Source organism: Streptomyces hiroshimensis, from assembly GCF_014650335.1.
Classification (GTDB): Bacteria; Actinomycetota; Actinomycetes; order Streptomycetales; family Streptomycetaceae; genus Streptomyces; species Streptomyces hiroshimensis.
Genome location: NZ_BMUT01000015.1, coordinates 30,836 through 55,771 on the forward strand (window position 1 = coordinate 30,836; position 24,936 = coordinate 55,771).

Here is a 24,936-nt window from a genome sequence, read left to right on the forward strand (position 1 = left end):
CAAGTACTTGGGGATGCCGATGACCTTGTCCACTGCGCAGCGCGTGGCCGACGTGCTCCGCGAACGCATCGAGGGCGGCGGCCTGCCGCCCGGCACCCGGCTCTCGGAAGAGGCCCTCGGCCGGGACCTCGGGATCTCGCGCAATACGCTGCGCGAGGCGTTCCGCCTGCTCATCCACGAGAGCCTGGTCGTACACCGGCTCAACCGCGGCGTCTTCGTCCGCGTCGTCGACCCCGCCGACGTCACCGACATCTACCGCGTGCGCGCCGCCCTGGAGTGCGCCGGGGTCCGGGCCGCCGCGGGGGCCGGGCAGCCGCTGCGCGAGGCCGTGACCGCCGCGGTGGACGGGGCCGAGCGCGCCGCCGCTGCGGGCGACTGGCAGGAGGTCGGCTCGGCCGACCTGCGCTTCCACCGGGCGCTGGCCGCCCTGTCCGGCAGCCCGCGCATCGACGCCGCGATGGACCGGCTGATGGCCGAACTGCGTCTGGCCTTCCACGCGATGCCCTCGGCGCACCGCTTCCACGAGCCCTTCCTGGAGCGCAACCGCGCCCTCGCGACGCTCCTGGAGGACGGCGAGTACGGGCGGGCGGAGAGCGAGCTGACCACCTATCTGGACGACGCCCTGGAGCTCATCCTGGGCGCTCTGCAGGAGCGGGAAGGGGAGAACGCATGAACGCCCACGGCACCGCCGTGCTCGACCTCAACGCCGACCTCGGGGAGGGCTTCGGACGCTGGCGCCTGACCGACGACGACGCCCTGCTGTCCGTGGTGACCAGCGCGAACGTCGCCTGCGGCTTCCACGCCGGCGACCCCTCCACCATGCGGCAGGTCTGCGAGCGCGCCGCCGAGCGGGGCGTGCGCATCGGCGCCCAGGTCTCCTACCGCGACCTGGCCGGCTTCGGGCGCCGCGCCATGGACGTGCCGCCGGACGAACTCGCCGACGAGATCACCTATCAGATCGGCGCCCTGCGCGCCTTCGCGCAGGCGGCCGGCTCGGACGTCGCCTACGTCAAGCCGCACGGGGCGCTCTACAACCGCACGGTCGCCGACGCCGAGCAGGCGGCGGCCGTCGTCGCCGGGGTGCTGCGCGCGGGCGGGGCCCTGCCCGTACTGGGCCTGCCGGGCTCGCGGCTGCACGAGGCCGCGGCCGGGGCCGGACTGCCGGTGGTCACCGAGGCGTTCGCCGACCGCGCGTACACGGCCGCCGGCACCCTGGTGCCGCGCCGGACCCCCGGCGCGGTCGTCCTCGACCCGGACGCCGTCGTCGCCCGCTCCGTGCGGATGGCCCGGGAGGCGGCCGTCACGGCCCTCACGGGCGAGGAGGTCGCCGTCCGGGCCCGCTCCCTGTGCCTCCACGGCGATACGCCGGGCGCCGCGGACCTCGCCCGCCGGGTCCGCGCCGCGCTGGAGGCCGCGGGGGTCCGCCTGGAGGCGTTCGCGTGACCGCGGACCGCGCGGACGCCCGCTCCGGCCCGCCGCAGGAGCCCTCCGCCGCGCCCGGCCTGCGTCCCCTGCGCGTCGGCCCGCACGCCCTGCTCGTCGAGGTGGCGGACACCGGGGAGGCGCAGGCACTGCACGCCGAGCTGCTGCGGCGCCGTGCCGCCGGGACCCTGCCGCCCGTGACCGAGATCGTGCCGGCCGCGCGGACCGTCCTCCTCGACGGCCTGGCCGACCCGCGGGCCCTCGCCGCCGACATCGTGCACTGGGACGTGCCGCCGCTCGCGGCCGCCGACAGCCAGCCCGTCGTCCTGCCGGTCCGCTACGACGGTGCCGACCTCGCGGAGGTCGCCGCCCTGTGGGGGGTCGCCGAGGAGGAGGTCGCGCGCCTGCACTCCGGCCTCGAATTCCGCGTCGCGTTCTGCGGGTTCGCCCCCGGCTTCGGCTATCTCACCGGGCTGCCGGAGCATCTGCACGTGCCGCGCCGGGCCACGCCCCGCACCGCCGTGCCCGCAGGCGCGGTCGGCCTGGCCGGCCCGTACACCGGCGTCTACCCCCGCTCCTCCCCCGGCGGCTGGCAGCTCATCGGCCGTACGGACGCGGTCCTGTGGGACGCCGCGCGAGAGCCGGCGGCACTGCTGGCCCCCGGCACCCGCGTACGTTTCGAGGTGGACGCATGACCGGAACCGGAACGGACGGCCGAACGCCCGGAACGGAACGCCAAAGGCCCGGAACAGACGGTCGCGTGTCCAGAACGGACAGCCGCACGACCGAAACGGACAACCGTGCGCCCGGCCCGGCCGGCCGCGCGGCCTGCGGCGCGCCCTTCCTGGCCGTCGTCCGGCCCGGCGCCCTGACGACCGTGCAGGACCTCGGCCGGCCCGGCCATGCGCACCTGGGCGTCGGCCGCTCCGGTGCCCTGGACCGGCCCGCGCACGCGCTCGCCAACCGGCTCGTCGGCAACCCCGCGGGCCACGCCACGCTGGAGACCACCGTCGACGGCTGCGCCGTCCGTACCACGGCGGCCGTGACCGCCGCGGTGACCGGCGCGCCCTGCCCGGTGCGGGTCGACGGCCGCCCGGTGGCGTGGGGCGCCCCGGTGCGGGTGCCCGCGGGCGCGGTGCTCGACGTGGGCCGGGCCGCCCTGGGGCTGCGCAGCTACGTGGCGTTCGGGGGCGGCATCGCCGTGCCGCCCGTCCTCGGCAGCCGCTCACGTGACCTGCTGTCGGGGCTGGGGCCGGAGCCGCTGTCCGCGGGCGCGGAACTGCCGCTCGGCGCGCCCTGCGGACCGAGCGCGGGCGTCGACGCCGTCCCGTGGGCGGGCCCGCCGGCCGGCGGGCTGGTACTGCCGGTCGTGCTCGGTCCGCGCGACGGCTGGTTCACGCCCGCCGCGCTGCGCACCCTGGCCCGCGGTGACTTCCGGGTGGCGGGCGCGAGCAACCGGATCGGCCTGCGCACGGAGGGCCCGGCCCTGGAGCGCGCCACGGAGGGCGAGCTCCCGAGCGAGGGGATGGTCCTGGGCGCGGTCCAAGTCCCCCCGGACGGCCGCCCCGTCGTCTTCCTCGCCGACCACCCGACGACCGGCGGCTACCCCGTCGTGGGCGTGGTCCCCGAGGCGGAGCTGGCCGCCGCGGCGCAGGCCGTGCCCGGGACACCGGTGCGGTTCGCGCCCGCGCGGTTCGTGCCCGCGCGGGGCTGAGGCGCTCCGGCCGCAGACCCGGTGCCCGGCCTCCGGCCGCCGCCCCGGGTCTGCGGCCCGCGCGTTCAGTCCAGGCCGCGGATGATGTGCGACTCCGCATCGGGGTCCTCGCCGGCGCGCTCCGGTGCCTCACTCGGAAGCGAACGGCGGGCCCGCGCGGTCTCCTCCCGGGCCTCGCCCCGGTGCTGCATCCGCTCGCCCTGTCCCTTGAGCTGTTCCACGGCCGCCTCCTCGCGTTGCCGAACCCCCGGAAACCGACTGGCCGGGTTCCCCCAGGGTGACGGGCCGAAACCGGACCCCAACACAGGGGAAATCGCCAGATATGACGACCTCCCTCCAGGTGAAAATCCCTCTAATCAGGTTAAAATGCAGGCAGGTCCGACCTGACACTGAAAGAAGGTGGCTGACGTGACCGCCCCTACGTCGCCCCGAATAGAACAGCACCCGGACATCGTGGCGCTCCGCGCCCACTCCGAAGTGGCGACGAGCACGCCCGTCGCCCAGGCCGTCGAGGCACTCGCTCTTCTCTGCGGTGTCTACCTGGCCGCTTCACCATGGATCGTGGGCTTCAGCGGCGCATCCACCCTTGCCATCCACAACCTGATCGTGGGAGCAGTCTTTGCTTGCCTGGTCGGCGGCTTCGGCCCCGCCTACGAGCGCACGCACGCGATGAGCTGGGCCGCCCTGTGCCTCGGCGCCTGGACGATCATTTCCCCCTGGGTCGTCGCCGGGCACGCGTTCGCCACGCGTGCCGTCGTCAGCAACGTCATCGCCGGAGCAGTGGCCTGCCTGCTGGCCCTCGCCCTGGCACGCATGGGGATGGCGAGGTCACGGCGCTGACCGCCACCCGGCCTGAAAGAGGCTGAATTTCGCCGCTGGTCCCCTTTCGGCCCCGCCGCCCGCACCCCGGGCGGCGGGGCCGAAGCACGTCCCGAACGGGCTCACGAGGCCGACTGCGGCACGGCCCCGATACGGCCGCGGCACGGCCGCGACACGACTTGCGGCACGGCTGCCAAACGCCGGGCGACAACATCAACCGCCCGATTCACCCCGGGGGATGAAAACTCGGGTGATGTTCGTACCTGATGACTCCGCCGGACGGGAAGTGGCAATGCTCCCCCTCCCACTGATCACTTCAACCTCATGGGGTCCGACGCATGACGATCGAGGCGCTGCCCGAGGGGCCGCGCGACCGGGGGAAGGCCCAGGGATGAGTCACCTCTACAGCTACAGCGCGCCCGGGGTCGGTACGGGCCGGGGGACGGCGCTGCCCGCCGCTTCCGCGGGGGAGAACCTCCGGCTCACCCTCGTCTACTTCCTCCCCAACTACCTCAAGGGCGTCTTCCGCTCCCGGCCCCGGATCGCCGCCCTCCTCGCCCGGGCGGACACCGCCCGGCACGGCCTGGAGGCCATGCGCCGGATGCGGCGCCGGCACGGCCGCGGCCCGGTCATGGTGCGCGGCGCCGCCGGCCCCACCCTCCTCGTGCTCGACGCGGACGACGCCCGGCAGGTCCTCTCCGGGCCGGTGGGGGTCTACGCGGTCGACACCTGGGAGAAGGTGAGCGGGTTCGCATCGGTCCAGCCCGAGACCCTGGTCGCCTCGCACGGCCGTCAGCGCGTGGTGCGCCGGATGTTCAACGACGCGGTCCTGGACGCCGGCTGCCCGGTGCACCGGCTCGCCGACCGCTTCCTGCGGGTCGCCGGCGAGGAGGCCGCGGCCCTGCTGGGCCCCGAGGCGGTGGCCGGGCTGCGCCCGGAGGCCCTGCGCGAGAGCTTCGAGCGCGTGGGGCGCCGCTGCTTCCTGGGCGAGGCGGCCGCCGAGGACGAGGAGTTCTCCCGGCTCCTGGGCGAGCTGCTCGCCGAGGCCAACTGGATGGGTGCCCGCCGCTGGCGCAGCCGCCGCGCCCGCCGGCTCCGCCGCAGAATGATGCAGCGTCAGGCCCGCTATCTGTACGAGGCCGATCCGCGCAGCCTGGCGGGGCTGTTCGCGGCTGCTCCCCGCGGCCCCGAGACCGCCCCGGAGTGCCAGGTCAGCCACTGGTTCATGGCCCTCGGTGCGCTGAGCGCGGTCACCGTGCAGACACTCGCCCTGCTCGCCGCGCACCCGCGCCACCACGAGCGCGTGATGGAGGAGATCCGGGCGGCGGACCGCACACACGGGCCGCGCACGGTCCCCGGCTTCCTCGGCATGCCCTACCTGCGCGCCTGCGTGCAGGAGGCGGCCCGGCTGTGGCCTCCGGTGACCGGCCTCGCGCGCCGCACCACCGGCGAGACCCGCTGGCGGGACTCGGTCGCGCCGGGCGGTGTCAATGTCCTCGTGCCGGCGGCGTTCCACGCCCGCGACGGCGAACGGATCGAGTACGCCCACCGGTTCGCGCCCGAGAAGTGGCTGGACGGCACCGCCGACCGGGACTGGGCGGTCAGCCCCTTCAGCCGGGGCGAGGCCCAGTGCAGCGGCATGGAGCTCGGCCTGCAGCTGGCCACGGCGTTCGTCGCCGAGCTGCTGCGCGGCGGCGAACTGGCCGTCGCCGGGGTCCGCCTCGCCCCCGGCCGGCCGCTTCCGTACACCTTCGACACCTCGCGGCTGCGGATCGGGATCCGCGCCGCCCGTACGCCGGAGGAGGGCGCATGACGACCGAAGGCACGCCGGATTCCCGGGACACGGGAGCCGGCCGGGAGGCGGCGGCCGCCCGGCTCGCCGCCGTGGCCCGCGAGCTGGGCGAGGCCGCGGGGGCCGTCCGTGCGGCCGGTCTCGCGGTCACCGCCGTCGCCGCCGACCCCGCGCTGCTCGCCTCCATCGGCCGCTCGCCCCGCCGCGGGCTGCGGGCGGCGCAGGCCCTGTCCCACGGCCTCACCGACCCCGCGGGGCTCGGCTACGCCCCGGACGGCGGGCGGGCCGGCCAGGTCGCCCGGCTGGCCGGCGCGGCGGCCGTCCGCAGAAGCCTCGCCTCCGATCTCGCGGCCACCGCGCTGCGGCTGCGAATCCGGCTGTGCGCGACGCGGCACGCGGAGTTCACGGCGCAAGGCCCGGTGCGGCGGCTGCTCGTCGCCGTCGAGGCGGGGCTGCCCGAGCTGGCCCTGCGCATCCTCGGGGAGCGCCTGCGCGTCCGGGGCGCCGGGCACACCCTGGCCGCGCTCGCCCCCGCCCTCGGCGAGGTGAGCGCGTGGAGCGCCCTGGCGGACGCGAACCCGTTCAACGACGCGGCGGCCTGGCACACCATCACGGGCACCCCGACGGAGCACGGTTCCCTGCCTGGCCCCCGGGGCGGGGCCCGGTCCGGCGCGCTCCGGAGCCGTCGCCGGGAGAAGGCCGTCGCCGAGCCGCCGGACCCGGCGTTCCTCGACGGCCTGGACGAGAGCGGCGGCATCACCGCCCACCTGCGCAACCTGGCGGCCCTCGGCCACGGCAGGATGCTCACCCGGCACGTCACCGGCCCGGACGGCGTCGCCCGCTGTCTGGTCCTGCTGCCCGGGCCGGCGTTCGTCCTGCCGCGCACCGCCTCCCCGCAGGAGCTGGTCGGGGCCGTCACCGAGCTCGGCCGCGGCGACTCCCCGTACACCCGGGCCGTGCACGAGGCCCTGCTGCGCTCGGTGCCGGAAGGGATGCCCGTCGCGCTCGTCGGGCACGGCCACGGCGGGGTGACGGCCGTCCGCTTGGCCGGGGCTCCGGAGGCGGGCACCCGTCTGCGGCTCACGCACGTCGTCGCAGTCGGCTCCCCGGCGGCCCCCCGGCGCCCGCACGACCCCCGCACCCGCGTCGTGGCCCTCGCCGAGGAGCACGACCTGACGCCCCGTCTGGGAGGCCACAGCCCCGTCCCGGTCCTCCCCCCGCCCTCGGGCCTGCTGGAGATCGTCTGGGCGGACCCTTCGTACGACGTCCCGCAGTGCCACGGCGCGGAGGCCTATGCCCAGAGCCTCGACAAGACCGCCCCCGAGGCCCGCGACCGGGTGGACGAGCTGCTCGCCCCCTACCGGGGCCGGGCCGGGCGGACCGTCGTCCACCGCCTCCCGGGCGGATAGGCCGGTGCGCCCGCGTGTCCGAAGCACCTTCTGCAACCCTCACGGAGAACTGTCGATGACGCCGGTACCGCGCCGCCGCGAGTGGCACTCCCTTCCCTTCCCCCTCGCGCTGCTGGAGCTCAGAAGACAGCGGCAGCTGCTGCGGGCGCACAATCTGCACGACACCTACGGGGCCGGCGGGGAGCGCCCCCGTACGCCCACCGCCGAGCTGCTCCCCCACCGCAGCTACGACGGCTCGGGGTACGACCCCTCCGATGCCGACATGGGCCGGGCGGGCACCCGCTTCGACCGCAACTGCGCCCTGCCGGAGACCTTCCCCGAGCCCGAGGACGGCGGCCTGCTCTCGCCCAGCCCCCGCGAGGTCAGCCGGCAGCTGCTGCGCCGCCGCTCCGGCTTCCGCCCGGCCACGGGCCTGAACCTGCTGGCCGCGGCCTGGATCCAGTTCCAGAACCACGGCTGGTTCACCCACGGGGAGAACAAGGCCGACGGCCCCCTGGACGTGCCGCTGGCCGCCGACGACGACTGGCCGCAGTGCCCGATGCTCGTACGCCGCTCCCGCCCCGACCCCGCCCGGCGCCCCGATGCCACCGGCCCGGCGCACCCGCCCACGTACGAGAACACCGTCACCCACTGGTGGGACGGCTCCCAGCTCTACGGTTCGAGCGAGGAGCGCTGCCGGTCCCTGCGCACGGGCGAGCGGGGCAAGCTCGCCCTGACGAACGGCCGGCTGCCCGACGAGAGCGCGCCGGGGCTGTCCGGCATCGACCTCACGGGCTTCAACGACAACTACTGGGTCGGGCTGTCCCTGCTGCACACGCTCTTCGCCAAGGAGCACAACGCCATCTGCGACAGGATCGCCGCCGCCCACCCCACCTGGGGCGACGAGCGGCTCTTCCAGACGGCCCGGCTCGTCAACGCCGCGGTCATGGCGAAGATCCATACCGTGGAGTGGACCCCGGGGGTGGTCGCCCACCCCGTCACCCGGGCGGCCATGCACATGAACTGGTACGGCGTCCTGCCCGCCCGGGTGCGGCGCCGGGTCGGCCGGTTCGGCACCGGCGAGTCACTGTTCGGCATCCCCGGCTCGCCCACGAACCACCACACCGCGCCGTATGCGATGACCGAGGAGTTCGTCGCCGCCTACCGGCTGCACCCCCTCATCCGCGACGAGTACGCGATCCACTCGCACCGCACGGGCGCGCTCGTCGAGCGGACGGGCTTCGACGAGCTGCAGGCGCTGGCGACCCGGCCGGCGGTGGACAAGTACGGCCTCGCCGACCTGCTGTACTCCTTCGGCGTGATGAACCCCGGCGACATCACGCTGCACAACCACCCCGACTGCCTGCGCGACCTCGTGCGGATCTCCGGCGAACACGTCGACGTCGGCGCGGTGGACATCCTGCGCGACCGCGAGCGGGGCGTCCCCCGCTACACCGCGCTGCGGGCCGCGCTGCACCGCCCGCCGGTCTCCGGCTTCGAGGAGCTGACCGGTGGTGACGTGGGGCTCGCCGCCGAGCTGCGCGAGGTCTACGACGGCCGGCTGGACCGCGTCGACACCATGGTCGGCCTGTACGCCGAACAGCGGCCGCGGGGGTTCGCGTTCAGCGACACGGCCTTCCGGGTCTTCGTCCTGATGGCGTCCCGGCGGCTGAAGAGCGACCGCTTCTTCACCCGGGACTACCGCCCGGAGGTCTACACCCCCGAGGGCATGGAGTGGATCGACCGCACCGGCATGACCGACGTGCTGATGCGTCACCACCCGGAGCTCGCCCCGGCGCTGCAGGGGGTGCGCAATGCGTTCGCGCCCTGGCGGATGCTGCGGCCCGGGGGGATCCGGTGATGGGCGCGGGCGCGGAGCACGCGCCCTGGTCGCAGCCCGTCCGGGCGCAGGCCTGCTCGCTGCGGGAGCAGGCGGCCCGGCTGCGCTCGAGCGCCGAGGAGGTGGCCTCGCTCGGCGCGGAGGGCGCGGCCCTGCACAAACGGATGATCGCCCACGCGGACCGCGCCGAGACGGCCGCGCGCTCGCTGGAACGCGCGGCCGAGGCCCTGGCCCGGCACGAGGCGGTTCTGGCCGCCTTGGACCGACGGCTCGCGGAGGACGGCTCCGGCGGCCGGGGTGGGCCGGGCCGGCCCCGATGGCACTAGCCCACCCGGGCGGGCCCGGGCACGGGTGACGGCGCCGTTCCGCTTCCGCGGGGGCCTTTGCCGTCGTGGTCACGCGCGGCTGCGGCGGGGAGACTCCCGGCCGCAGCGGCCGAAGCCGGCACTACAGCGGTCGTGCCCGGGCCCTGAATTCCGCCGGACCCGCACCGCTGTGGTCGCGCATCGCTGCGGCGGGGAGATTTCCGGCCGCAGCGGCCGAAACCGGCCCCGTCGTCCTCGGCCGTGCCCTCGGCGGCCGGCCTGACCGTACCGTCACGGCCGTCGGTCCCACAGCGGCCGTGCCCATACCCCGGATTCCGCCGGACCCGCACCGCCGCGGTCGCGCGCCGCTGCGGCGGGAGGTTCTTCCGCCGCAGCGGGCCGCGAGCAGTCGCCGCGAGCAGTCGCCGCGAGCAGTCGCCGCGAGCAGTCGCCGCGAGCAGTCGCCGCGGCGGCGGTATGAGAGGGCGCCCCGCGCCCTTTCCACCGCCGCCGCGGCGGGCAACCACAGCCGTGGAGCCCGGTGGTGTCGACGCTGCGGCAGGCCGGCGCTGCCCTAACGGGCCGCCAGCGCGCCCGCCGGCTCGCGGGCGTACCAGCGGTCGGCGCGGAGTTCGGCCAGGCCTTGGTCCGCCAGGCCCTGGACGTGTTTGGTGACGGTGCGCGGCTGATATCCGGCCGCCGCGCACAGCTCCTCCAGGGAGGCCCCCGCGGCACCGCACGTCCGCAGGCTCTCCCAGGTGCGCGCGGCGTGCCGGCCGAGCCCGGGGGCGGCGGCCGGCGGGGCGGCGCGCTCCGCGGCGGCACGCTCCGGCACCGCGGCCGACCGGGCCGCGGGCCGCGCCGCCGCCTGCTCCATGGGCTGCTCCGGCGCCTTCTGCGCCACCGGCTGCCGGGCGGCCGACGCGGCGGGCTGCGCGGCCGTATGCGCGACGGCCGGCTGCGGGACCGCGGCCGTGGAACGGCGGCGGACGGCCGCGCCGACCGGGCGCGGTGTGCGGTTGACCCTGCGGTGCCTGCGGCCCTTCTGGCGTTTGCTCATGGATGTACCACTGCTCCGTCCTGTGGCGGGGTGCGTTGCTGCGTGCTCTCCCCCGGGTCAACCCGGCGGTCATCAGGCGGTTACGGCCATGTCTTCGAGTGTGCGGGACATCACGCGCGAGCCCGGCAGGGCACGCCGCAAGTGCTTCTCGTGGCATATGTGACGCTTGGGACGTGCGCATTCTGATAGTCGAGGACGAGACCGGGCTGGCCGATTCCCTGCGGCAGGGCCTGACCGCCGAGGGCCATCTGGTGGACACCGTGCACGACGGCCACCGCGGCCTGGAGGCGGCGCTCACCGGCGTGTACGACGTGATCGTGCTCGACGTGATGCTGCCGGGCCCCAGCGGGTACGAGATCTGCCGCCGGCTGCGCGGGCTCGGCCAGTGGACGCCGGTGCTGATGCTGACCGCCAAGGACGGCGAGTACGACGAGGCGGAGGGGCTCGACGCCGGGGCCGACGACTATCTGTCGAAGCCGTTCTCGTTCGTGGTGCTGCTCGCCCGGCTGCGGGCGCTGGGCCGCCGCCGGGGCGCAGGCGGCGCTCCCCCGCTGCGCGCCGGCGACCTGGTGCTGGACCCCGCGGCGCGGCGCTGCCTGCGCGGCGACGTGGAGATCGAGCTGACCGCCCGCGAGCTGTCCGTCCTGCAGTACCTGATGGCGAACGCCGGGCAGGCGGTGGCCAAGCGCGACATCCTCGACGAGGTCTGGGACTTCCCCGGCGACACCGACCCGAACATCGTGGAGGTGTACGTCTCCTCGCTGCGCAGGAAGATCGACGCACCGTTCGGCCGGCGCACGATCGTGACCGTGCACGGCACGGGCTACCGCATCGCCGCGGACGGCGGCAGCCCGTGACCGCTGTGCGCCGGGCGAAGCCGCCGCGCCGGGCGAGGCTGCCACGCAGGGCGAAGCTGCCACGCAGGGCGAAGCTGCCGCGCACGCTGCGCGGCCGGTGTGCGGCAGCGGCGGCCCTGGCGATGGCCGTGGTGCTCGGCGTGGGCGGCACCTGGCTGTACACGGTGCTGCGCGCCAATCTCCTGGACACCACGACCGGCCGTACCGAGCTGGCCGCCCGCGAGGTGGCGGCGCAGGCGGACGCCGGGGAGCTGCCCTCGCTGCTGGCCTCGCCGCGCACGGGCGTGGACGTCGTACTCGTCCTCGACGCGCACGGCGCGGTGGTCGCCACCACCCGGCCGTCGGCGGAGACGCTCGCCCGCGAGGTCGCCCCGCTGCGGCCGCAGGACGGGCACGACGCGGCCCACCGCATCCTGTCCGGCGGTCTGTCGACGGGCGGCGACCGCGGCGACGTCGTGGTGGTCCGGGCCGCGGCGCCGTCGGGGCCGGGCGGGGTGCGGCACGAGCGGTACGTGTACGCGCTGACGGTGCTCAACGACGTCGACGGCGCCACGCACGCCGTCGCGCTCGGCCTCCTCGCGAGCGCCCCACCGCTGATCGCCCTGGCCGCGGCCATCGCCTGGGCGGTGACGGGCCTGGCGCTGCGGCCGGTGACCACGATCCGCACCGAGCTGGCCGCCGTCACCGCGAGCGCGCTGGACCGGCGGGTGCCGGTGCCGGCGGCGGGCGACGAGGTGGCGCAGCTGGCCCGTACGGTCAACGCCACGCTGGACCGGCTGGAGCTCGCGGTGGGCCGGCAGCGGCAGTTCGTGGCCGACGCCTCGCACGAGCTGCGCAACCCCGTCGCCGCGGTGCGCTCCCGCCTGGAGGTGGCGCTGGCCGCGCCCGGCGGGCCGTCGCCCGAGGCCGTGCGGGCGGCCCTGGAGGACACCGTGCGGCTGCAGCACGTGGCGGCGGACCTGCTGCTCCTGGCCCGGTTCGACGCGCGGGCGCCGATGGCGGCCGGGGAGCCCGCGGACCTCGCGCTGCTGGCGGCCGAGGAGGCGGCCCGGCGTCCGGCGGCCCGGGTGCCGGTGACGGTGCGCGCCGGGGCCCCGGTACCGTTGCGCGGCCGGACGGGCCAGCTGGAGCGCCTGCTGGCGAACCTGGTCGACAACGCGCTGCGGCACGCCGCCTCGCGCGTGGTGATCACGGCGTCGCTCGACGCGGCCGCGGGGCGGGCGGTGCTGGAAGTGGCCGATGACGGGCCGGGCATCCCGGAGGAGGAGCGCGAGCGGGTCTTCGAGCGCTTCGTCCGGCTGGATGCGGCGCGGGCCAGGGAGAGCGGCGGCAGCGGGCTCGGGCTGGCCATCGCCCGGGAGATCGCACGTGCTCACGGCGGGAGCCTCGACGTGGCGCCGGGCGGGGAGGGGGCGCGCCTGGTGGCGTGGTTCCCCCTGTCCGGAGGAGGGTCCGATTCCTGAAGGTTCGCTCAGGATTCTCAGGTTTCCTTCAGGCGGCGCCGACGATAGTGATCGGTGTGACCGTGGACTCCGTGCACCTCTATGGCCGTGACGAGCACCGTGCGCAGGCGCGGGACCCGTCGCCCGTGGCGCGGCGCAACCGCGAGGCGCTGCTGCTCGCCCTGGCCGTCCTGATCAGCTGTTTCGGCTACGCGTACACCGGCCTCGCGACGACCGGCCGGATACCCGGCGGCTTCGCGGGGTTCGCGGGCGCGATGGTGTGCCTGGCGCTGGTGCCGCACCTGGCCGCGCGCCGCTGGGCCCCGTACGCCGATCCGCTGATCCTGCCCCTGGCCGTCCTGCTGTCGGGGATCGGCCTGGTGCTGCTGTACCGGCTGGACTTCTCCTACAGCGAGCGCTACTCCTCCGACCCGACGGCCTCCAACCAGCTGATGTGGACGGTCATCGGCGTGGGCCTGTGCGTGGGCGTCCTGGTGGCACTGAAGGACCACCGCCGCCTCCAGCGGTACATCTACCTCACGATGGCCGTCGCGCTGGTGCTGCTGATGGCCCCGGCGTTCTTCCCCGACGACACCTACGGCGCCAAGCGGTGGATCTACATCGGCTCGCTGTCGTTCCAGCCGGGCGAGTTCGTCAAGACCATGATCACGGTGTTCTTCGCGGGCTATCTGGTCATCCACCGCGACGCGCTGGCCCTCACCGGCCGCAAGGTGCTGGGGGTGCGGCTGCCGCCGGGCCGGCAGCTCGCGCCGATCCTGGCGGTGTGGGTGCTGAGTCTGCTCGTCCTGGTCTTCGAGCGGGACCTGGGCACCTCGCTGATCTTCTTCGGGCTGTTCGTGGTGATGCTGTACGCGGCCACCGAGCGGTTCAGCTGGGTGCTGTGCGGCCTGCTGATGGCGTCGGCGGGCGCGGTCGTGGTCGGCTCGGCGGAGCCGCACGTCAAGGGCCGGATCGACGCCTGGCAGCACCCCTTCGAGGCGCTGCACAGCCAGCAGGCAGGTTCGGACCAGCTGGCGAAGGCCCTGTTCGGCTTCGGCAGCGGCGGGGTCACCGGCACCGGGCTCGGCCAGGGCCACCCCGAGCTGATCGGCTTCGCCGGCCGCAGCGACTTCATCCTCACCACGGTGGGCGAGGAGACGGGCCTGGCCGGCACGATGGTCGTCCTGATGCTCTACGCGCTGCTGGCCCAGCGCGGTCTGAGCACCGCGGTGGCCGCGCGCGACCCCTTCGGGAAGCTGCTGGCCGTCGGGCTCGCGGCGGCCCTGGCCCTGCAGGTCTTCGTCGTGGCGGGCGGGGTGATGGGGCTGATCCCGCTGACCGGCAAGGCGCTGCCGTTCCTCGCCAAGAGCGGCTCCTCGCTCGTCGCCAACTGGCTGATGGTCGCGCTGCTGATCCGTATCAGCGACAGCGCGGGCCGGGCCCGGGCGGTGCGGGCGCGGGCGGACTGAGCCCGGGCGGTGCGGGCGCAGGCGCACTGAGCCCGGCGAGGCAGGGGGTGCGGGCGAACTGCACCCGGGCCCCGCGAGGGCTGACGCCTTGTTGACTGAGGCACCCATCTCTGCCGAGGCTTGCCTACAAGCAGGGACACTCAGGAAAGAGGCGCGCGGATGTCCATCTCCCACGACGAGCCCACTGCCTATCCCTTCAACGACCCCACCGGACTGGCCCTGTCCGGGAAGTACGCGCAGGCGCGCAGCGGCGAGGGGCTGCTGCGCGTGCGCATGGAGTACGGCGAGCCCGCCTGGCTCGTCACGCGCTACGCCGACGCCCGGCTCGTCCTCGGCGACCGGCGGTTCAGCCGGGCCGAGGGCGTCCACCGCGACGAGCCCCGCCGCGGCGAGGGGCCGCGCGACACCGGTCTGCTGAGCATGGACCCTCCCGACCACACACGGCTGCGGACCCTGGTGACGAAGGCGTTCACCACCCCGCGGGTCGAGAAGCTGCGCCCGGACGTGCGCGCGCTCGCCGAGAGCCTGGTGGACGCGATGGTGGCGGCGGGCCCGCCCGCCGATCTGGTGGAGGACTACGCGCTGCCGATCCCGGTGGCCGTGATCTGCCGGCTGCTCGGGGTGCCGGAGGGGGACCGGCCGCGCTTCCGCAAGTGGAGCGACGCCGCGCTGTCGACGAGTTCGCTGACCGCCGAGGAGAAGACGGTGAACCGCGACGAGCTGCGGGCCTACATGGCCGGGCTCGTCGAGGAGCACCGCGCCCGGCCCGCCGACGACCTGATGACCGCCCTGATCGAGGCGCGCGACGTGGGCGACCGGCTCTCCGAGAGCGAGCTGATCGAGCTGTGCGTGGGCATCCTCGTCGCCGGCCACGAGACCACCGCGACCCAGGTGCCCAACTTCGTGCTCACCCTCTTCGACCACCCCGGGGAGGTGGAGCGGCTGCGCGCCGACCCCGCCCTCCTGCCGGGCGCCGTCGAGGAGCTGATGCGGTTCGTCCCGCTGGGCGCGGGCGCGTCGTTCGCGCGGTACGCCCTGGAGGACATCGAGGTGGGCGGCACGCTCGTGCGCAAGGGTGACGCCGTCCTGGTGGCCGTGGGCGCGGCCAACCGGGACGCCCGGCGGTTCGCCGACGCGGAGGCCCTCGACATCGGCCGTCAGGCCAATCAGCACCTGGGCTTCGGGCACGGCGTGCACCACTGCCTCGGCGCCCCGCTGGCCCGGCTGGAGCTCCAGGAGGCGCTGCGGGCCCTGATCCTGCGGCTGCCCGGGCTCCGGCCGGCCGGCGACATCGTCTGGAAGACGGAGATGCTGGTCCGCGGGCCGCGCTCGATGCCGGTGGCGTGGTGAGCGCGGTGGCGGACCCGGCGGAGGGCACGGCGGGGGGCGCGGCGGACGGCAGGACGGACAGCTGGACGGACGGCAGGACGAACGGCGCGGCGGCGTGGCGGGTGACGGTGGACCGGGGCGCGTGCCTCGGCTCGGGGATCTGCGCGGCCCTGGCGCCGGGGCTGTTCACGCTGGACGGCGAACGCTCCCGGCCCCTGAGAGCGACGACGCAGCCCGAAGAGGCGGTGCTGGACGCGGCGGACTCCTGTCCCGCGGCGGCCATCACCGTCACCGAAGGAAGGGAGGTCGTCGGGCCACGGCCATGACGTGACGCCAGGTAGTGGTGCACGGCGGAGATACGCGTGGTTCGGGATGGGTACCTACCCGGGTGCCCGGGCCCGACCGCGCGCCCGCCCGCCGAAAGGACATACGCATGCAGCATGTCCGGCTCCCGCACCGCCGGGGCGGGGCTCTCCTCGCCCTGCTCCTGGCCCTGCTGTCCGTCACCTCCGTCGTCTCCGTCGCCGCCGCCGCGCCACCGGGGCAAGGGCCCGGCACACCGGACCGGCCGGTGGTCGGCACGGACCACGGCCAGGTGCGCGGCAGAGCACACGGCACGTACGCCACGTACGAGGGCATCCCCTTCGCCGCGCCCCCGACCGGCCCGCTGCGCTGGCGCGCCCCGCAGCCGGCCCGCGCCTGGCAGGGCGTACGGGACGCGGGAGCGCCCGCCGCCCATTGCCTGCAGACTCCGGTGCTCGGGACGGGTCCCGCCACCGGCTCGGAGGACTGCCTGTACCTCAACGTCACCACGCCCACGGGCCGCGCCCCCGGCCGGGGCCGGCCCGTCATGGTGTGGGTGCACGGCGGCGGGTTCATCGGCGGCAACGGCAGCGACTACAACGCCGGACGCCTGGCCGCGCGCGGCGACGCCGTCGTCGTCACGGTCAACTACCGGCTGGGCGTCCTCGGCTTCTTCGGCCACCCCGGGCTCGGTGACGCGCCCGCCTTCGGCCTCGCCGACCAGCAGGCCGCCCTGCGCTGGGTGCAGGCCAACGCCGCCCGCTTCGGGGGTGACCCGCACAACGTGACCCTGTTCGGCGAGTCGGCCGGGGCCATCAGCACCTGCGCCCAGCTCACGTCGCCCACGGCGGCCGGCCTCTTCCACCGGGCCGTCCTGCAGAGCGGCTCGTGCGCGACCGCCTTCCCCCGCGGCGCGATCGCCCCGGGGTCGCCGGGCTCCTCGTTCTTCGTACCGCAGCGCACCCTGCAGGACGCGGGTGCCGCGGCGGCCGGGCGGCTCGGCTGCCCGCAGGGGGCCGGGGCGCTGGAGTGCCTGCGCGGGCTGAGCGCGGAGAAGCTGGTGACGCCCGAGCTGGGGCAGGCGTTCAACAAGCCGGTCTACGGCAACGCCCTGCTGCCCGCGGCGCCGGAGCGCGCCCTCGCCTCCGGCCGCTTCCACCGGGTGCCGGTGGTCCAGGGCACGAACCTCGACGAGATGCGGCTGTTCGTGGGCCTGACCCTGCAGCAGTTCCCCCTGCGGGACGAGCGGGACTACCGGGCCCGCCTGGCGGAGTCCTTCGGGCCCGCCGCGGGCGCCGTCGAGGCGGAGTACCCCCTGGCGAAGTACCCCACGCCCGCGGTGGCCTGGTCCGCGCTGCTCACCGACACCGCGTTCGCCTGTACGGCGCTGCGGACCGACCGCGCGCTGGCCGGGCGCGTACCGGTGTACGCGTACGAGTTCGCCGACCCTGACGCGCCCGTCCTGGACGGCCTGCCGGTGGTGCCCGGCTTCTCCTACGGGGCCTCGCACGCCTTCGAACTGCCGTATCTGTTCAGCCCCTTCCCGACCCAGCGGGCGCTCAGCAGCGCACAGCGCGCCCTGTCGGACCGGATGACCGGCTACTGGACGCACTTCGCCCGCACGGGCGACCCGAACGGCTCCGGTGCCCCGCACTGGCCCGCCTTCCGGGACCGGAAGCTCGCGCAGTCCCTCGCGCCCGGCGCGCACGGCATCCGGCAGATCGGCTTCGGCGCCGAGCACCACTGCGGGTTCTGGGACCGGCAGCAGGGCTGAGCCGGACTGCGCGGCGGGCGCGCCCGTTGCACGATGAGGGCATGCTCCTGGCCGATGTCGCCCGCGTGTCCGCCGAGGTGGCCGCGACGTCCGCGCGGTCGGAGAAGACCGCCCTGCTGGCGGGTCTCTTCCGCGGCGCGGACCCGCGGGAGGCACCGGTCGCCCTGACGTATCTGTCAGGGCGGCTGCCGCAGGGCAGGGTCGGCATCGGCTGGAGCGTGCTGCGGTCCTCCCCGGCGCCGGCGACCGCGCCCACGCTGACCGTGGCGGAGGTCGACCGCGCGGTCGACGGGATCGCCGCCGTGACCGGCAAGGGCGCACAGGCCGAGCGCAAGCGCCGGGTGGACGCCCTGATGGGCGCGGCCACCGAAGGGGAGCAGCGCTTCCTGCGGGGGCTGCTCGGCGGGGAGCTGCGGCAGGGCGCCCTCGACGCGCTCGCCGCCGAGGGGCTTGCGGCGGCCGCCGGCGCGGATCCCGCCGAGGTGCGCCGGGCCGTGATGCTGGGCGGCTCGCTCGCCGCGGTGGCGCGCGAGCTGCTGACCCGGGGCCCGCAGGCGCTGGCGGACTTCCGGCTGGAGGTGGGCCGCCCGGTGCTGCCGATGCTGGCGCACACCGCCAAGGACGTCGAGGAGGCGCTGGACCGGCTCGGGCCGTGCGCCGTCGAGGAGAAGCTCGACGGGATCCGCGTACAGGTGCACCGCACGGGCGATGCCGTGCGGATCTGGACCCGCAAGCTGGAAGAGATCACCGAGCGGCTGCCCGAACTGTGCCGGGTGGCGCGGGAGCTGCCGGTGTCGTCCGCGGTGCTGGACGGCGAGGTGATCGCCCTGGATGCGCAGGGGCGGCCGCGCCCGTTCCAGGAGACGGCGGGCCGGGTGGGTTCGCGGCTGGACGTGGCCGGGGCCGCGGTGACGGTGCCCCTGTCGCCGGTGTTCTTCGACCTGCTGGCCGTGGACGGCCGTGATCTGCTGGCACTGCCGGTGGCGGAGCGCCACGCGGAGCTGGCGCGGGTGGTGCCCGAGCCGATGCGGGTGCGGCGCCTGGTGGTCGCGGACCCGGCGGCGGCGGAAGCGCGCGCCGCGGCACGGGACTTCGCGGAGGCGGTGCTGCGGCGCGGCCACGAGGGCGTGGTCGTCAAGGCGCTGGACGCGCCGTACACGGCGGGCCGACGCGGCGCCGCGTGGCTGAAGGTGAAGCCGGTGCACACGCTGGACCTGGTGGTGCTGGCGGCGGAGTGGGGGCACGGGCGGCGTACGGGGAAGCTGTCGAACCTCCATCTGGGGGCGCGGCGGCCGGACGGCTCGTTCGCGATGCTCGGCAAGACGTTCAAGGGCATGACGGACGCGATGCTGGCGTGGCAGACGGAGCGGCTGCAGGGGCTGGCGGTGAGCGACGACGGCTTCGTGGTGACCGTACGGCCGGAGCTGGTGGTGGAGGTCGCCTTCGACGGTCTCCAGCGGTCCTCCCGGTACCCGGCGGGGGTGACGCTTCGGTTCGCGCGCGTGGTCGGGTACCGGGAGGACAAGCGGGCGGAGGAGGCCGACACGGTGGATGCCGTGCTGGCCCTCGGTGCCACGGGGTGAGGGCCGGCCTTACGGGTTGAGGCCCCGCCTTAGGGGTTGACGTTGACCGTGGCGGGGCACAGGCGCCGCGGCTTCTTGTCGTCCTTCAGCTTCGCGTCGACGCACCCGCCGGGCAGGCCCTCGTACGCCTTCGTGCCGAAGTTGGCGGTGACGGTGAGCGTGCCGTCGCCGAAGGCGGTGCGCTGGACGGTGCGGTCGCCGGTGAGGGTGCGGAAGTCCGTCATGGGCTCGGTGCCCGCCGCCTTGTGCAGGGGCGAGAAGTACTTCTGGAGGGCGGCGAGCTCGCTGCCCTGCCTCTCCAGGGAGTCGCCGCCGATGACGAAGTTGAGCGGGGTGTTGTAGAGCATCGCCAGCAGGGCGCGGTCCGTCTTCTGCTGCGGCAGCTTGTCGTAGGACAGCTCCCAGCGCTCGACGTTGACGAGGGAGTCGTGGAGGGCCGTCTCGTACAGCGGGACGCGGTAGGCCGGGTCGTACATGGCCTTGGCGACGTCGGCCGGGAGCTCGGCGGGCTTGAAGAAGACGCCGGGTGCCTTGGCGGGGGTGTAGCCGCCCCACTTCTCCTTGTCGCGCTGGGCCGCCCACAGGCCGTCGTGGACGGGGGTGCCGGAGCCGTGGTCGTAGGAGAGCACCTCGTTGGCCCAGGCGCCCGCGGACTCCGAGCCGAGGGCGAGACGGTCGCCGTCGGCGAGGCGCTTCATGCGGGCGAGGCGGTTCGCGCGGTCGCGGGCTTTGGTCTGGGGGTGGGCGCTGCTGTGGTCGCGGTAGAGCTCGCCGGCCGCGTCGACGTCGAGGAAGTAGCTGTCGGCGCCGTTGGCGGTCATCTTGCGCGTGCGGTCGGCGAGGTAGTGGCGGGTGGGCTCGGCCTTCTCGAACGCCTCGGTGCTGAGGTAGCAGCCGCGGTCGTGGAAGCCGGGTTCGGGCGAGCCGTCGGCCCGCTGGACGCAGAAGTCGGGGTAGACCTTGTCCGGCCAGACGGAGGTGGGCGCGTCGGACTTCTGCGGGTCCTGGCCGTTGGCGAAGGAGTCGTAGGGGCCTACGAGGTAGCCGGCCTCCTTGGCGGCCTTGACGGCGGCCGGGGTCATGGGCTGGTCGTCGGCGTCGTAGCCGAGCCACATGCGGTCCACGCCCAGCGCGCGCAGCTTGCGGACGCCGTCGGCGGTACGGGCCTGGCCCCAGGTGTAGGCGTGGAAGGCGCCGAGCAGCTTCTCGTTCGCGGGGACGGCCTCCATCTTGCGCTTGAGGCTGCCGAGCTGCCCGTGCTCCTTGAGCCAGGCGCGGTAGTCCAGCGCGGGGGCGACCGGGGAGCCGTCGGTGAGGCTGAGGGCGACGGTGTAGTCGGTGGTGCCCTCGCCGCGGGAGAAGGCGTGGGCGGCGGTGGCGCGCAGCGTGCCCTTCTCGGAGGTGACGTCGAGCGTGGTGCCGATGTCGGTGGGGACGAGGTAGCTGACGCCGCTCCGGCCCGCGGACCAGCCCCACAGGGGCAGCGTGAGGCCGGAGTCCATGGCGATGCTGCTGCCCGCGAGCTTGGCCCCGGGGCCGTTCCAGAACGTGTCGGCGGCGGGGATCGACAGCCCTTCGCCGCGCGGCAGCTGCAGGGCGGAGGCGGTCGAACCGGTGCCGGTGACGGGCCACTTCAGGGTGCGGTCCGCGGTGCCGGTGGAGCGGAAGGAGACGAGGAGCCTGCCCTTGTCCGCACGGGCGGTGACGGCGAGGCCGGTGCCGGGGTAGGTCCAGCGGGCGCCGTCCGCGGTGGCGGTGACGGCGCCCGGGGCGCCGGGGGCGGAGGCGGCCGGCGCGGAGAGCTCCACGGTGCCTGTGGCCGTGCGGGCGGTGACGCGCAGGGTGGCGGTGTCGACGGTGGCGGTGCCGCCGCGGACGGGGATGTCCACCGACTGGCCGTGCACGCGGACGGCCTGGCCGGTCCCGGCTGCGGCGTGGGCGGGCTCGGCGAGGGTGATGCACGGGAGGGTGGCCGCCAGCACGACGGCGGCGGCGCGGGCGGTGCGGCAGGAGGTGAAGAAGTGCATGGGGATGTGATAGCGAACGGAGGTAAGAGGGTTTTAAGAACTCCTCGTTGGACTCCTGCTGCATGCCTCGTTGCGCTCTGTTCCGCGGGTCCGGGCCCACCGTAAATGACTGGCGCGCATCGTGACATAGCGGGATGCTCCGGAGAGCCGGGGCCGACCGACGCGAACCCTGCGGTCGTGCTCCACCCGCCTGGAGAGGGAGCCGTGATGACCGTTGCCGCATCAGAGCCGTCCGGGTCCCGGCCCGAAGTCCGCGCGGCGGCCGGGGCGCTGCGCGGCAGCCGGGAGGCGGGGGTGGCGGTCTTCCGCGGCATCCCGTTCGCCGAGCCGCCGGTCGGTCCGCTGCGCTTCGCCGCGCCCCGGCCGGTACGGCGGTGGGACGGAGTGCGCACAGCCGTGTCGTACGGGCCGCCGCCCCCTCAGGGCGGCCACTTCGGCATGGACGCGCTGGCCCGGGAAACGGCGGGCGACGACTGGCTGACGGTCAACGTCTGGTCGCCGGAGCCGGTCCCGGGCGCAGGGCTGCCGGTGATGGTGTGGATCCAGGGCGGCGCGTACGTGATCGGCATGTCCGGCCTTCCCGAGTACGACGGCGGCCGCCTGGCGCGGGAGGGCGGCGTCGTCGTGGTGACGTTCAACTACCGCGTGGGGCTTGAGGGTTTCGGGCAGATCGAGGGAGCGCCGGCCAACCGCGGCCTGCTCGACCAGATCGCCGCCCTGGAGTGGGTGCGGGACAACATCCGGGCCTTCGGCGGCGACCCGGACCGCGTCACGGTCTTCGGCCAGTCGGCGGGCGCCGGATCGGTCGCCGCGCTGCTGGCGATGCCGCGCGCGGCCGGGCTCTTCGTCCGGGCCGTCGCGCAGAGCGTTCCGGGCACGTTCTTCTCGCCGGAGCTCGCCGCCGACATCGCCGCCGCCTGTGCCGCCGAGCTGGGGCTGAAGCCCACGGTGGCCGGCCTGGCCGCGGTGACCCCGGAACGGCTGTCCGCCGCCGGTGACGCGGTCGGCGCCGAGACGGCCCGGTGGGCGGATCGCTGGGGGCCGATCGCGCACAAGTCGATCCCGTTCGCGCCGGTCGTCGACGGCGATGTGCTGCCGTCCGCTCCCTGGCAGGCCCTGGCCGGTGGCGCCGCCCGGGACGTCGCACTCCTCGTCGGCCACACCCGCCACGAACAGCGGCTGCTCACCGCGCTCGAAGGCCTGCTGGGGCAGGTGACACAGGAGCAGGCGGAGGCCGCCCTGCGCGTCTTCGGCCCCGGCCCGGACGGCGCACGCCGCTACCGCGACGGCTTTCCGGACGCCGGACCGGACGAGCTGTACGAACTGGTCCACTCCGACTGGCTGTTCCGCATGCCGAGCCTCCACCTCGCCGAGGCGCGGGCCGCGGCCGACGGCCGCACCCACGTCTACGAGCTGACCTGGGACGCCCCGGGCATGGGCGGTGTTCTCGGCGCCTGCCACGGCCTCGACGTGCCGCTCGTCTTCGGCAACCTGGACCGCGGCCAGCCTGCCGCGCTGATCGGCGAAGGCCCGCCCCCGGAGGCGGAGGAGCTGTCCGCCCGCATGCGGGCCGCCTGGACGGCGTTCGCCGCCCACGGCGACCCCGGCTGGCCCCCGTACGACTCCGGCCGGCGCCTCGTGCAGCTCTTCGGCGCGCGGCCGGACGTCGCCGCCTACCCGGAGGAGACGTCCCGCCTGATCTGGCAGGACCACACCTTTCCCGTCCTGCCGCTGACCGGCCCGTAGCGCAGGCCGGCCGTAGCTCAGACCGGCCCCGTAGTGCAGGCCGGCTCGCGCCGAGCGTCCGTCACCGCCGGGCGCCCGTCACCGGTCCTGGGACAGCTTGTACAGCTCCGCGAAGAGCCCGCCCCCGACGGATAGTTCCTCGAAGGTGCCCTCCTCCACGACGCGGCCGCCGGCGAGGACGACGATGCGGTCGGCGATGCGGGTGTTGGTCAGGTTGTGCGTGACGAACACCGCGGCACGGCCCGCGGCGAGCTCCTTGAAGCGGCTGATGACGGTGTGCTCGGCGCGCGGGTCCATCGCGGACGTGGGCTCGTCGAGGACGAGGACGGCCGCCTCGCGGTAGAAGGCGCGCGCCACGGCGAAGCGCTGCCACTGGCCGCCGGAGAGGTCGTGGCCGCCCCAGAACGACTTGGCGAGGAGGGTGTCCATGCCGTCCGGGAGGCCGTCGAGGACGCTGTCGGCGCCCGCGGCGCGGGCCGCCGCGCGCACCAGGTCGTCGCCGCCGCGGGGCTGGCCCAGGGTGATGTTCTCGCGGGCCGCCATCGGCCAGCGCGTGTAGTCCTGCGGGACCAGTCCGACGCGGGACCAGACGTCCTGCGGGTCGGTGTCGGCGAGGTCGGTGCCGTCCCAGGTGACCCGCCCCGCGGTGGGCAGGTACAGCCCCGTCAGCAGCCGGGAGAGGGTGGTCTTGCCGGAGCCGTTCTCCCCGACCAGTGCGACGAGTTCGCCCGAGCGCAGGGTGAAGCTCACGCGGTCCAGGGCGGGTCTGCCGGACGGGGCGCCGGGGTGGCGGAAGGAGACCTCGTGGGCGCGGATCTCCCGGGGCCCGTCGGCTGCGAGCCGCAGCGGACCGCGTACGGCCCTCAGCTCCTTGGCCAGGTCCAGGAAGGCCTGCCAGTCCTGGAGGTAGAGCGAGGTGCGGAAGAGCCGGGCCCCCGCCATGACCAGGGACGTCAGGGCGGCCGTGGAGGCCCGTACGGCGACGACCGCGGTGGCGGCGACCGCCAGGCCCATGGCGCCGCCGAGGACCAGCGCGCCGACGGTCAGCCAGGTGAGCGCGAGCATGATGCCGGAGCCCGCCGCGCCGCAGAGCGTCACCAGCAGCACGCGCGGGGCGGCCGCGCGGTGCCGGGTGCGGATCCGGGCGGTGAGGTGCGCGTACCACTGGCGCAGGTACGGGGCCATGGTGCCGGCCCGGATCTCGGCGGCCATGTGCCGTTCGGTGCTGTAGCGGCGCAGGATGTAGCGCAGGCGGTTGTCGGCGAGGCTGGTGTGGGCGGCACGGTGGGCGATGCGGGCCGCGGCGACGGCGGCGGCTCCCTTGGGCAGCACGGCGAGCGCCAGCAGGGGCAGCAGCAGGGGGTTCAGGGTGGTGAGCACCGCCGCCGCGGCGATCAGCTGGGCGACGGCGGAGAGCAGCACCTGGGCGTCGGTGATCAGGTCCTGGGTGGCCTGGGCGCCCGTGCCGGCGGCCTGCAGGGCGTCGTTGAAGCCGGGCCGGTCGTAGGCGGTCAGCTCGACCTCGGGGGTGTCGGCCAGGATGCTCTCGTCGGCCAGGGCGGTGACCTCGGGGGCCAGCCGGAGGGCCGCGTACTGGGCTGTGGCTTCCGCGCAGGCGCGCACGGCTGCGGCCGCGGCGGCGAGGGTGAGCGCGGGCAGCGCGGCGTGCAGGTGCTCCGCGGCCGTGCCCGGGCCGAAGAGTCCGGTCATGACGCGGGCGGTGGCGGCGAGCGCGACCGCCGCGGCCACGGCCGCCAGACACTGGGCGAGCAGTATCTGCACCATGGCCGCCCGGTCCGCGGCCCACCCCAGCCGGGCCGCCCGGCCGAGGACGGCCGGCAGCCGGCCCGCCATCTGCCGCAGGCTCGCGGAGGCCACGCGGTGGAAGTGCGGGTCGTCCCAGCCGAGGTCGAGCTCCGGCTGCGCGGCGGGGGTGGGGATGCGCGGGGCGGCGGTGTTCGTCGTCACCGGGTCATGGTGTCGTCACACCGGGTGCCGCGTGGCGGAACTCTCCGGTCGGTGGCCCTTTAGGAGGAAGAGGAGGAGAGGAGGAAGGGACGGTGCAA

The 24,936-nt window shown here is 75.4% G+C and carries 21 protein-coding genes; 17 read left to right on the plus strand and 4 right to left on the minus strand.

The window, feature by feature from the left end; translation table 11 throughout:
• The first annotated feature begins 19 nt into the window (after window positions 1–19).
• From IE241_RS28180 to IE241_RS28195, 4 genes are all read left to right on the plus strand, one after another.
• Window positions 20–673, plus strand: coding sequence for a GntR family transcriptional regulator (locus tag IE241_RS28180; RefSeq protein ID WP_190024680.1), 654 nt, complete (start codon window positions 20–22; stop codon window positions 671–673).
• Entirely contained in the window at window positions 670–1,443 is a 774-nt protein-coding gene (locus IE241_RS28185; RefSeq protein WP_190024681.1) for a LamB/YcsF family protein, read from the plus strand. The genes IE241_RS28180 and IE241_RS28185 overlap by 4 nt, the downstream gene beginning before the upstream one ends.
• 59 nt (window positions 1,444–1,502) lie before the next feature.
• Window positions 1,503–2,117 (plus strand): 5-oxoprolinase subunit PxpB, encoded by a 615-nt coding sequence (gene pxpB, locus IE241_RS28190; RefSeq protein ID WP_190024775.1) that lies wholly within the window; start codon window positions 1,503–1,505, stop codon window positions 2,115–2,117.
• A gap of 149 nt (window positions 2,118–2,266) precedes the next feature.
• On the plus strand, window positions 2,267–3,136 hold the full coding sequence (locus IE241_RS28195) for a 5-oxoprolinase subunit C family protein (protein ID WP_229899945.1): 870 nt from the start codon (window positions 2,267–2,269) through the stop codon (window positions 3,134–3,136).
• A 65-nt stretch (window positions 3,137–3,201) separates the two neighbouring features.
• Here the strand turns inward: IE241_RS28195 and IE241_RS28200 are convergent, their stop codons facing one another.
• Entirely contained in the window at window positions 3,202–3,357 is a 156-nt protein-coding gene (locus IE241_RS28200; RefSeq protein WP_190024683.1) for a hypothetical protein, read from the minus strand.
• A gap of 187 nt (window positions 3,358–3,544) precedes the next feature.
• On the opposite strand from IE241_RS28200, the gene IE241_RS28205 reads away from it, so the two are divergent.
• The 5 genes from IE241_RS28205 (at window position 3,545) to IE241_RS28225 (ending at window position 9,301) form a co-directional block, all read left to right on the plus strand.
• Window positions 3,545–3,976 (plus strand): SPW repeat protein, encoded by a 432-nt coding sequence (locus tag IE241_RS28205; protein WP_190024684.1) that lies wholly within the window; start codon window positions 3,545–3,547, stop codon window positions 3,974–3,976.
• Between the two features lie 370 nt (window positions 3,977–4,346).
• On the plus strand, window positions 4,347–5,768 hold the full coding sequence (locus tag IE241_RS28210; RefSeq protein WP_190024685.1) for a cytochrome P450: 1,422 nt from the start codon (window positions 4,347–4,349) through the stop codon (window positions 5,766–5,768).
• A complete protein-coding gene (locus tag IE241_RS28215) occupies window positions 5,765–7,156 on the plus strand; it encodes a hypothetical protein (RefSeq protein ID WP_190024686.1) in 1,392 nt (463 codons plus the stop codon). The genes IE241_RS28210 and IE241_RS28215 overlap by 4 nt, the downstream gene beginning before the upstream one ends.
• A 55-nt stretch (window positions 7,157–7,211) precedes the next feature.
• Window positions 7,212–8,996 carry a peroxidase family protein gene (locus tag IE241_RS28220; RefSeq protein ID WP_190024687.1) on the plus strand — a complete coding sequence of 595 codons (1,785 nt, stop codon included), beginning with the start codon at window positions 7,212–7,214 and terminating at the stop codon, window positions 8,994–8,996.
• On the plus strand, window positions 8,996–9,301 hold the full coding sequence (locus tag IE241_RS28225; protein ID WP_190024688.1) for a hypothetical protein: 306 nt from the start codon (window positions 8,996–8,998) through the stop codon (window positions 9,299–9,301). The genes IE241_RS28220 and IE241_RS28225 overlap by 1 nt, the downstream gene beginning before the upstream one ends.
• A 553-nt stretch (window positions 9,302–9,854) precedes the next feature.
• On the opposite strand, the gene IE241_RS28230 is transcribed toward IE241_RS28225, so the two are convergent.
• Window positions 9,855–10,340, minus strand: a complete 486-nt coding sequence (locus IE241_RS28230; protein WP_190024689.1) for a hypothetical protein — start codon at window positions 10,338–10,340, stop codon at window positions 9,855–9,857.
• 173 nt (window positions 10,341–10,513) lie between these two features.
• Here IE241_RS28230 and IE241_RS28235 point away from each other — a divergent pair, with 173 nt between their 5' ends.
• The 7 genes from IE241_RS28235 to IE241_RS28265 all read left to right on the plus strand — a co-directional run bounded on the left by IE241_RS28235 (window position 10,514) and on the right by IE241_RS28265 (window position 19,097).
• Window positions 10,514–11,197: a response regulator transcription factor gene (locus IE241_RS28235; protein ID WP_190024690.1), complete on the plus strand. Its 684-nt coding sequence runs from the start codon at window positions 10,514–10,516 to the stop codon at window positions 11,195–11,197.
• Window positions 11,194–12,660 (plus strand): sensor histidine kinase, encoded by a 1,467-nt coding sequence (locus IE241_RS28240; RefSeq protein ID WP_229899923.1) that lies wholly within the window; start codon window positions 11,194–11,196, stop codon window positions 12,658–12,660. Before IE241_RS28235 ends, IE241_RS28240 begins: the two co-directional genes overlap by 4 nt.
• Window positions 12,661–12,731: 71 nt before the next feature.
• Complete coding sequence (locus IE241_RS28245; protein ID WP_229899947.1) at window positions 12,732–14,108, plus strand: FtsW/RodA/SpoVE family cell cycle protein; 1,377 nt, start codon at window positions 12,732–12,734, stop codon at window positions 14,106–14,108.
• Window positions 14,109–14,267: 159 nt separating this feature from the next.
• Complete coding sequence (locus tag IE241_RS28250) at window positions 14,268–15,458, plus strand: cytochrome P450 (RefSeq protein ID WP_190024691.1); 1,191 nt, start codon at window positions 14,268–14,270, stop codon at window positions 15,456–15,458.
• A complete protein-coding gene (locus IE241_RS28255; protein ID WP_308433757.1) occupies window positions 15,452–15,763 on the plus strand; it encodes a ferredoxin in 312 nt (103 codons plus the stop codon). Before IE241_RS28250 ends, IE241_RS28255 begins: the two co-directional genes overlap by 7 nt.
• 107 nt (window positions 15,764–15,870) lie before the next feature.
• Window positions 15,871–17,514 (plus strand): carboxylesterase/lipase family protein, encoded by a 1,644-nt coding sequence (locus tag IE241_RS28260; protein ID WP_190024692.1) that lies wholly within the window; start codon window positions 15,871–15,873, stop codon window positions 17,512–17,514.
• A gap of 41 nt (window positions 17,515–17,555) precedes the next feature.
• Window positions 17,556–19,097 carry an ATP-dependent DNA ligase gene (locus IE241_RS28265; RefSeq protein WP_190024693.1) on the plus strand — a complete coding sequence of 514 codons (1,542 nt, stop codon included), beginning with the start codon at window positions 17,556–17,558 and terminating at the stop codon, window positions 19,095–19,097.
• Window positions 19,098–19,126: 29 nt separating this feature from the next.
• Here the strand turns inward: IE241_RS28265 and IE241_RS28270 are convergent, their stop codons facing one another.
• Window positions 19,127–21,124: a glycoside hydrolase gene (locus IE241_RS28270; RefSeq protein WP_190024694.1), complete on the minus strand. Its 1,998-nt coding sequence runs from the start codon at window positions 21,122–21,124 to the stop codon at window positions 19,127–19,129.
• A gap of 207 nt (window positions 21,125–21,331) precedes the next feature.
• On the opposite strand from IE241_RS28270, the gene IE241_RS28275 reads away from it, so the two are divergent.
• Window positions 21,332–22,870, plus strand: a complete 1,539-nt coding sequence (locus tag IE241_RS28275; RefSeq protein ID WP_190024695.1) for a carboxylesterase/lipase family protein — start codon at window positions 21,332–21,334, stop codon at window positions 22,868–22,870.
• Between the two features lie 78 nt (window positions 22,871–22,948).
• Here IE241_RS28275 and IE241_RS28280 read toward each other — a convergent pair whose 3' ends face one another.
• Window positions 22,949–24,838, minus strand: a complete 1,890-nt coding sequence (locus tag IE241_RS28280) for an ATP-binding cassette domain-containing protein (RefSeq protein ID WP_190024696.1) — start codon at window positions 24,836–24,838, stop codon at window positions 22,949–22,951.
• Window positions 24,839–24,936: the final 98 nt, after the last annotated feature.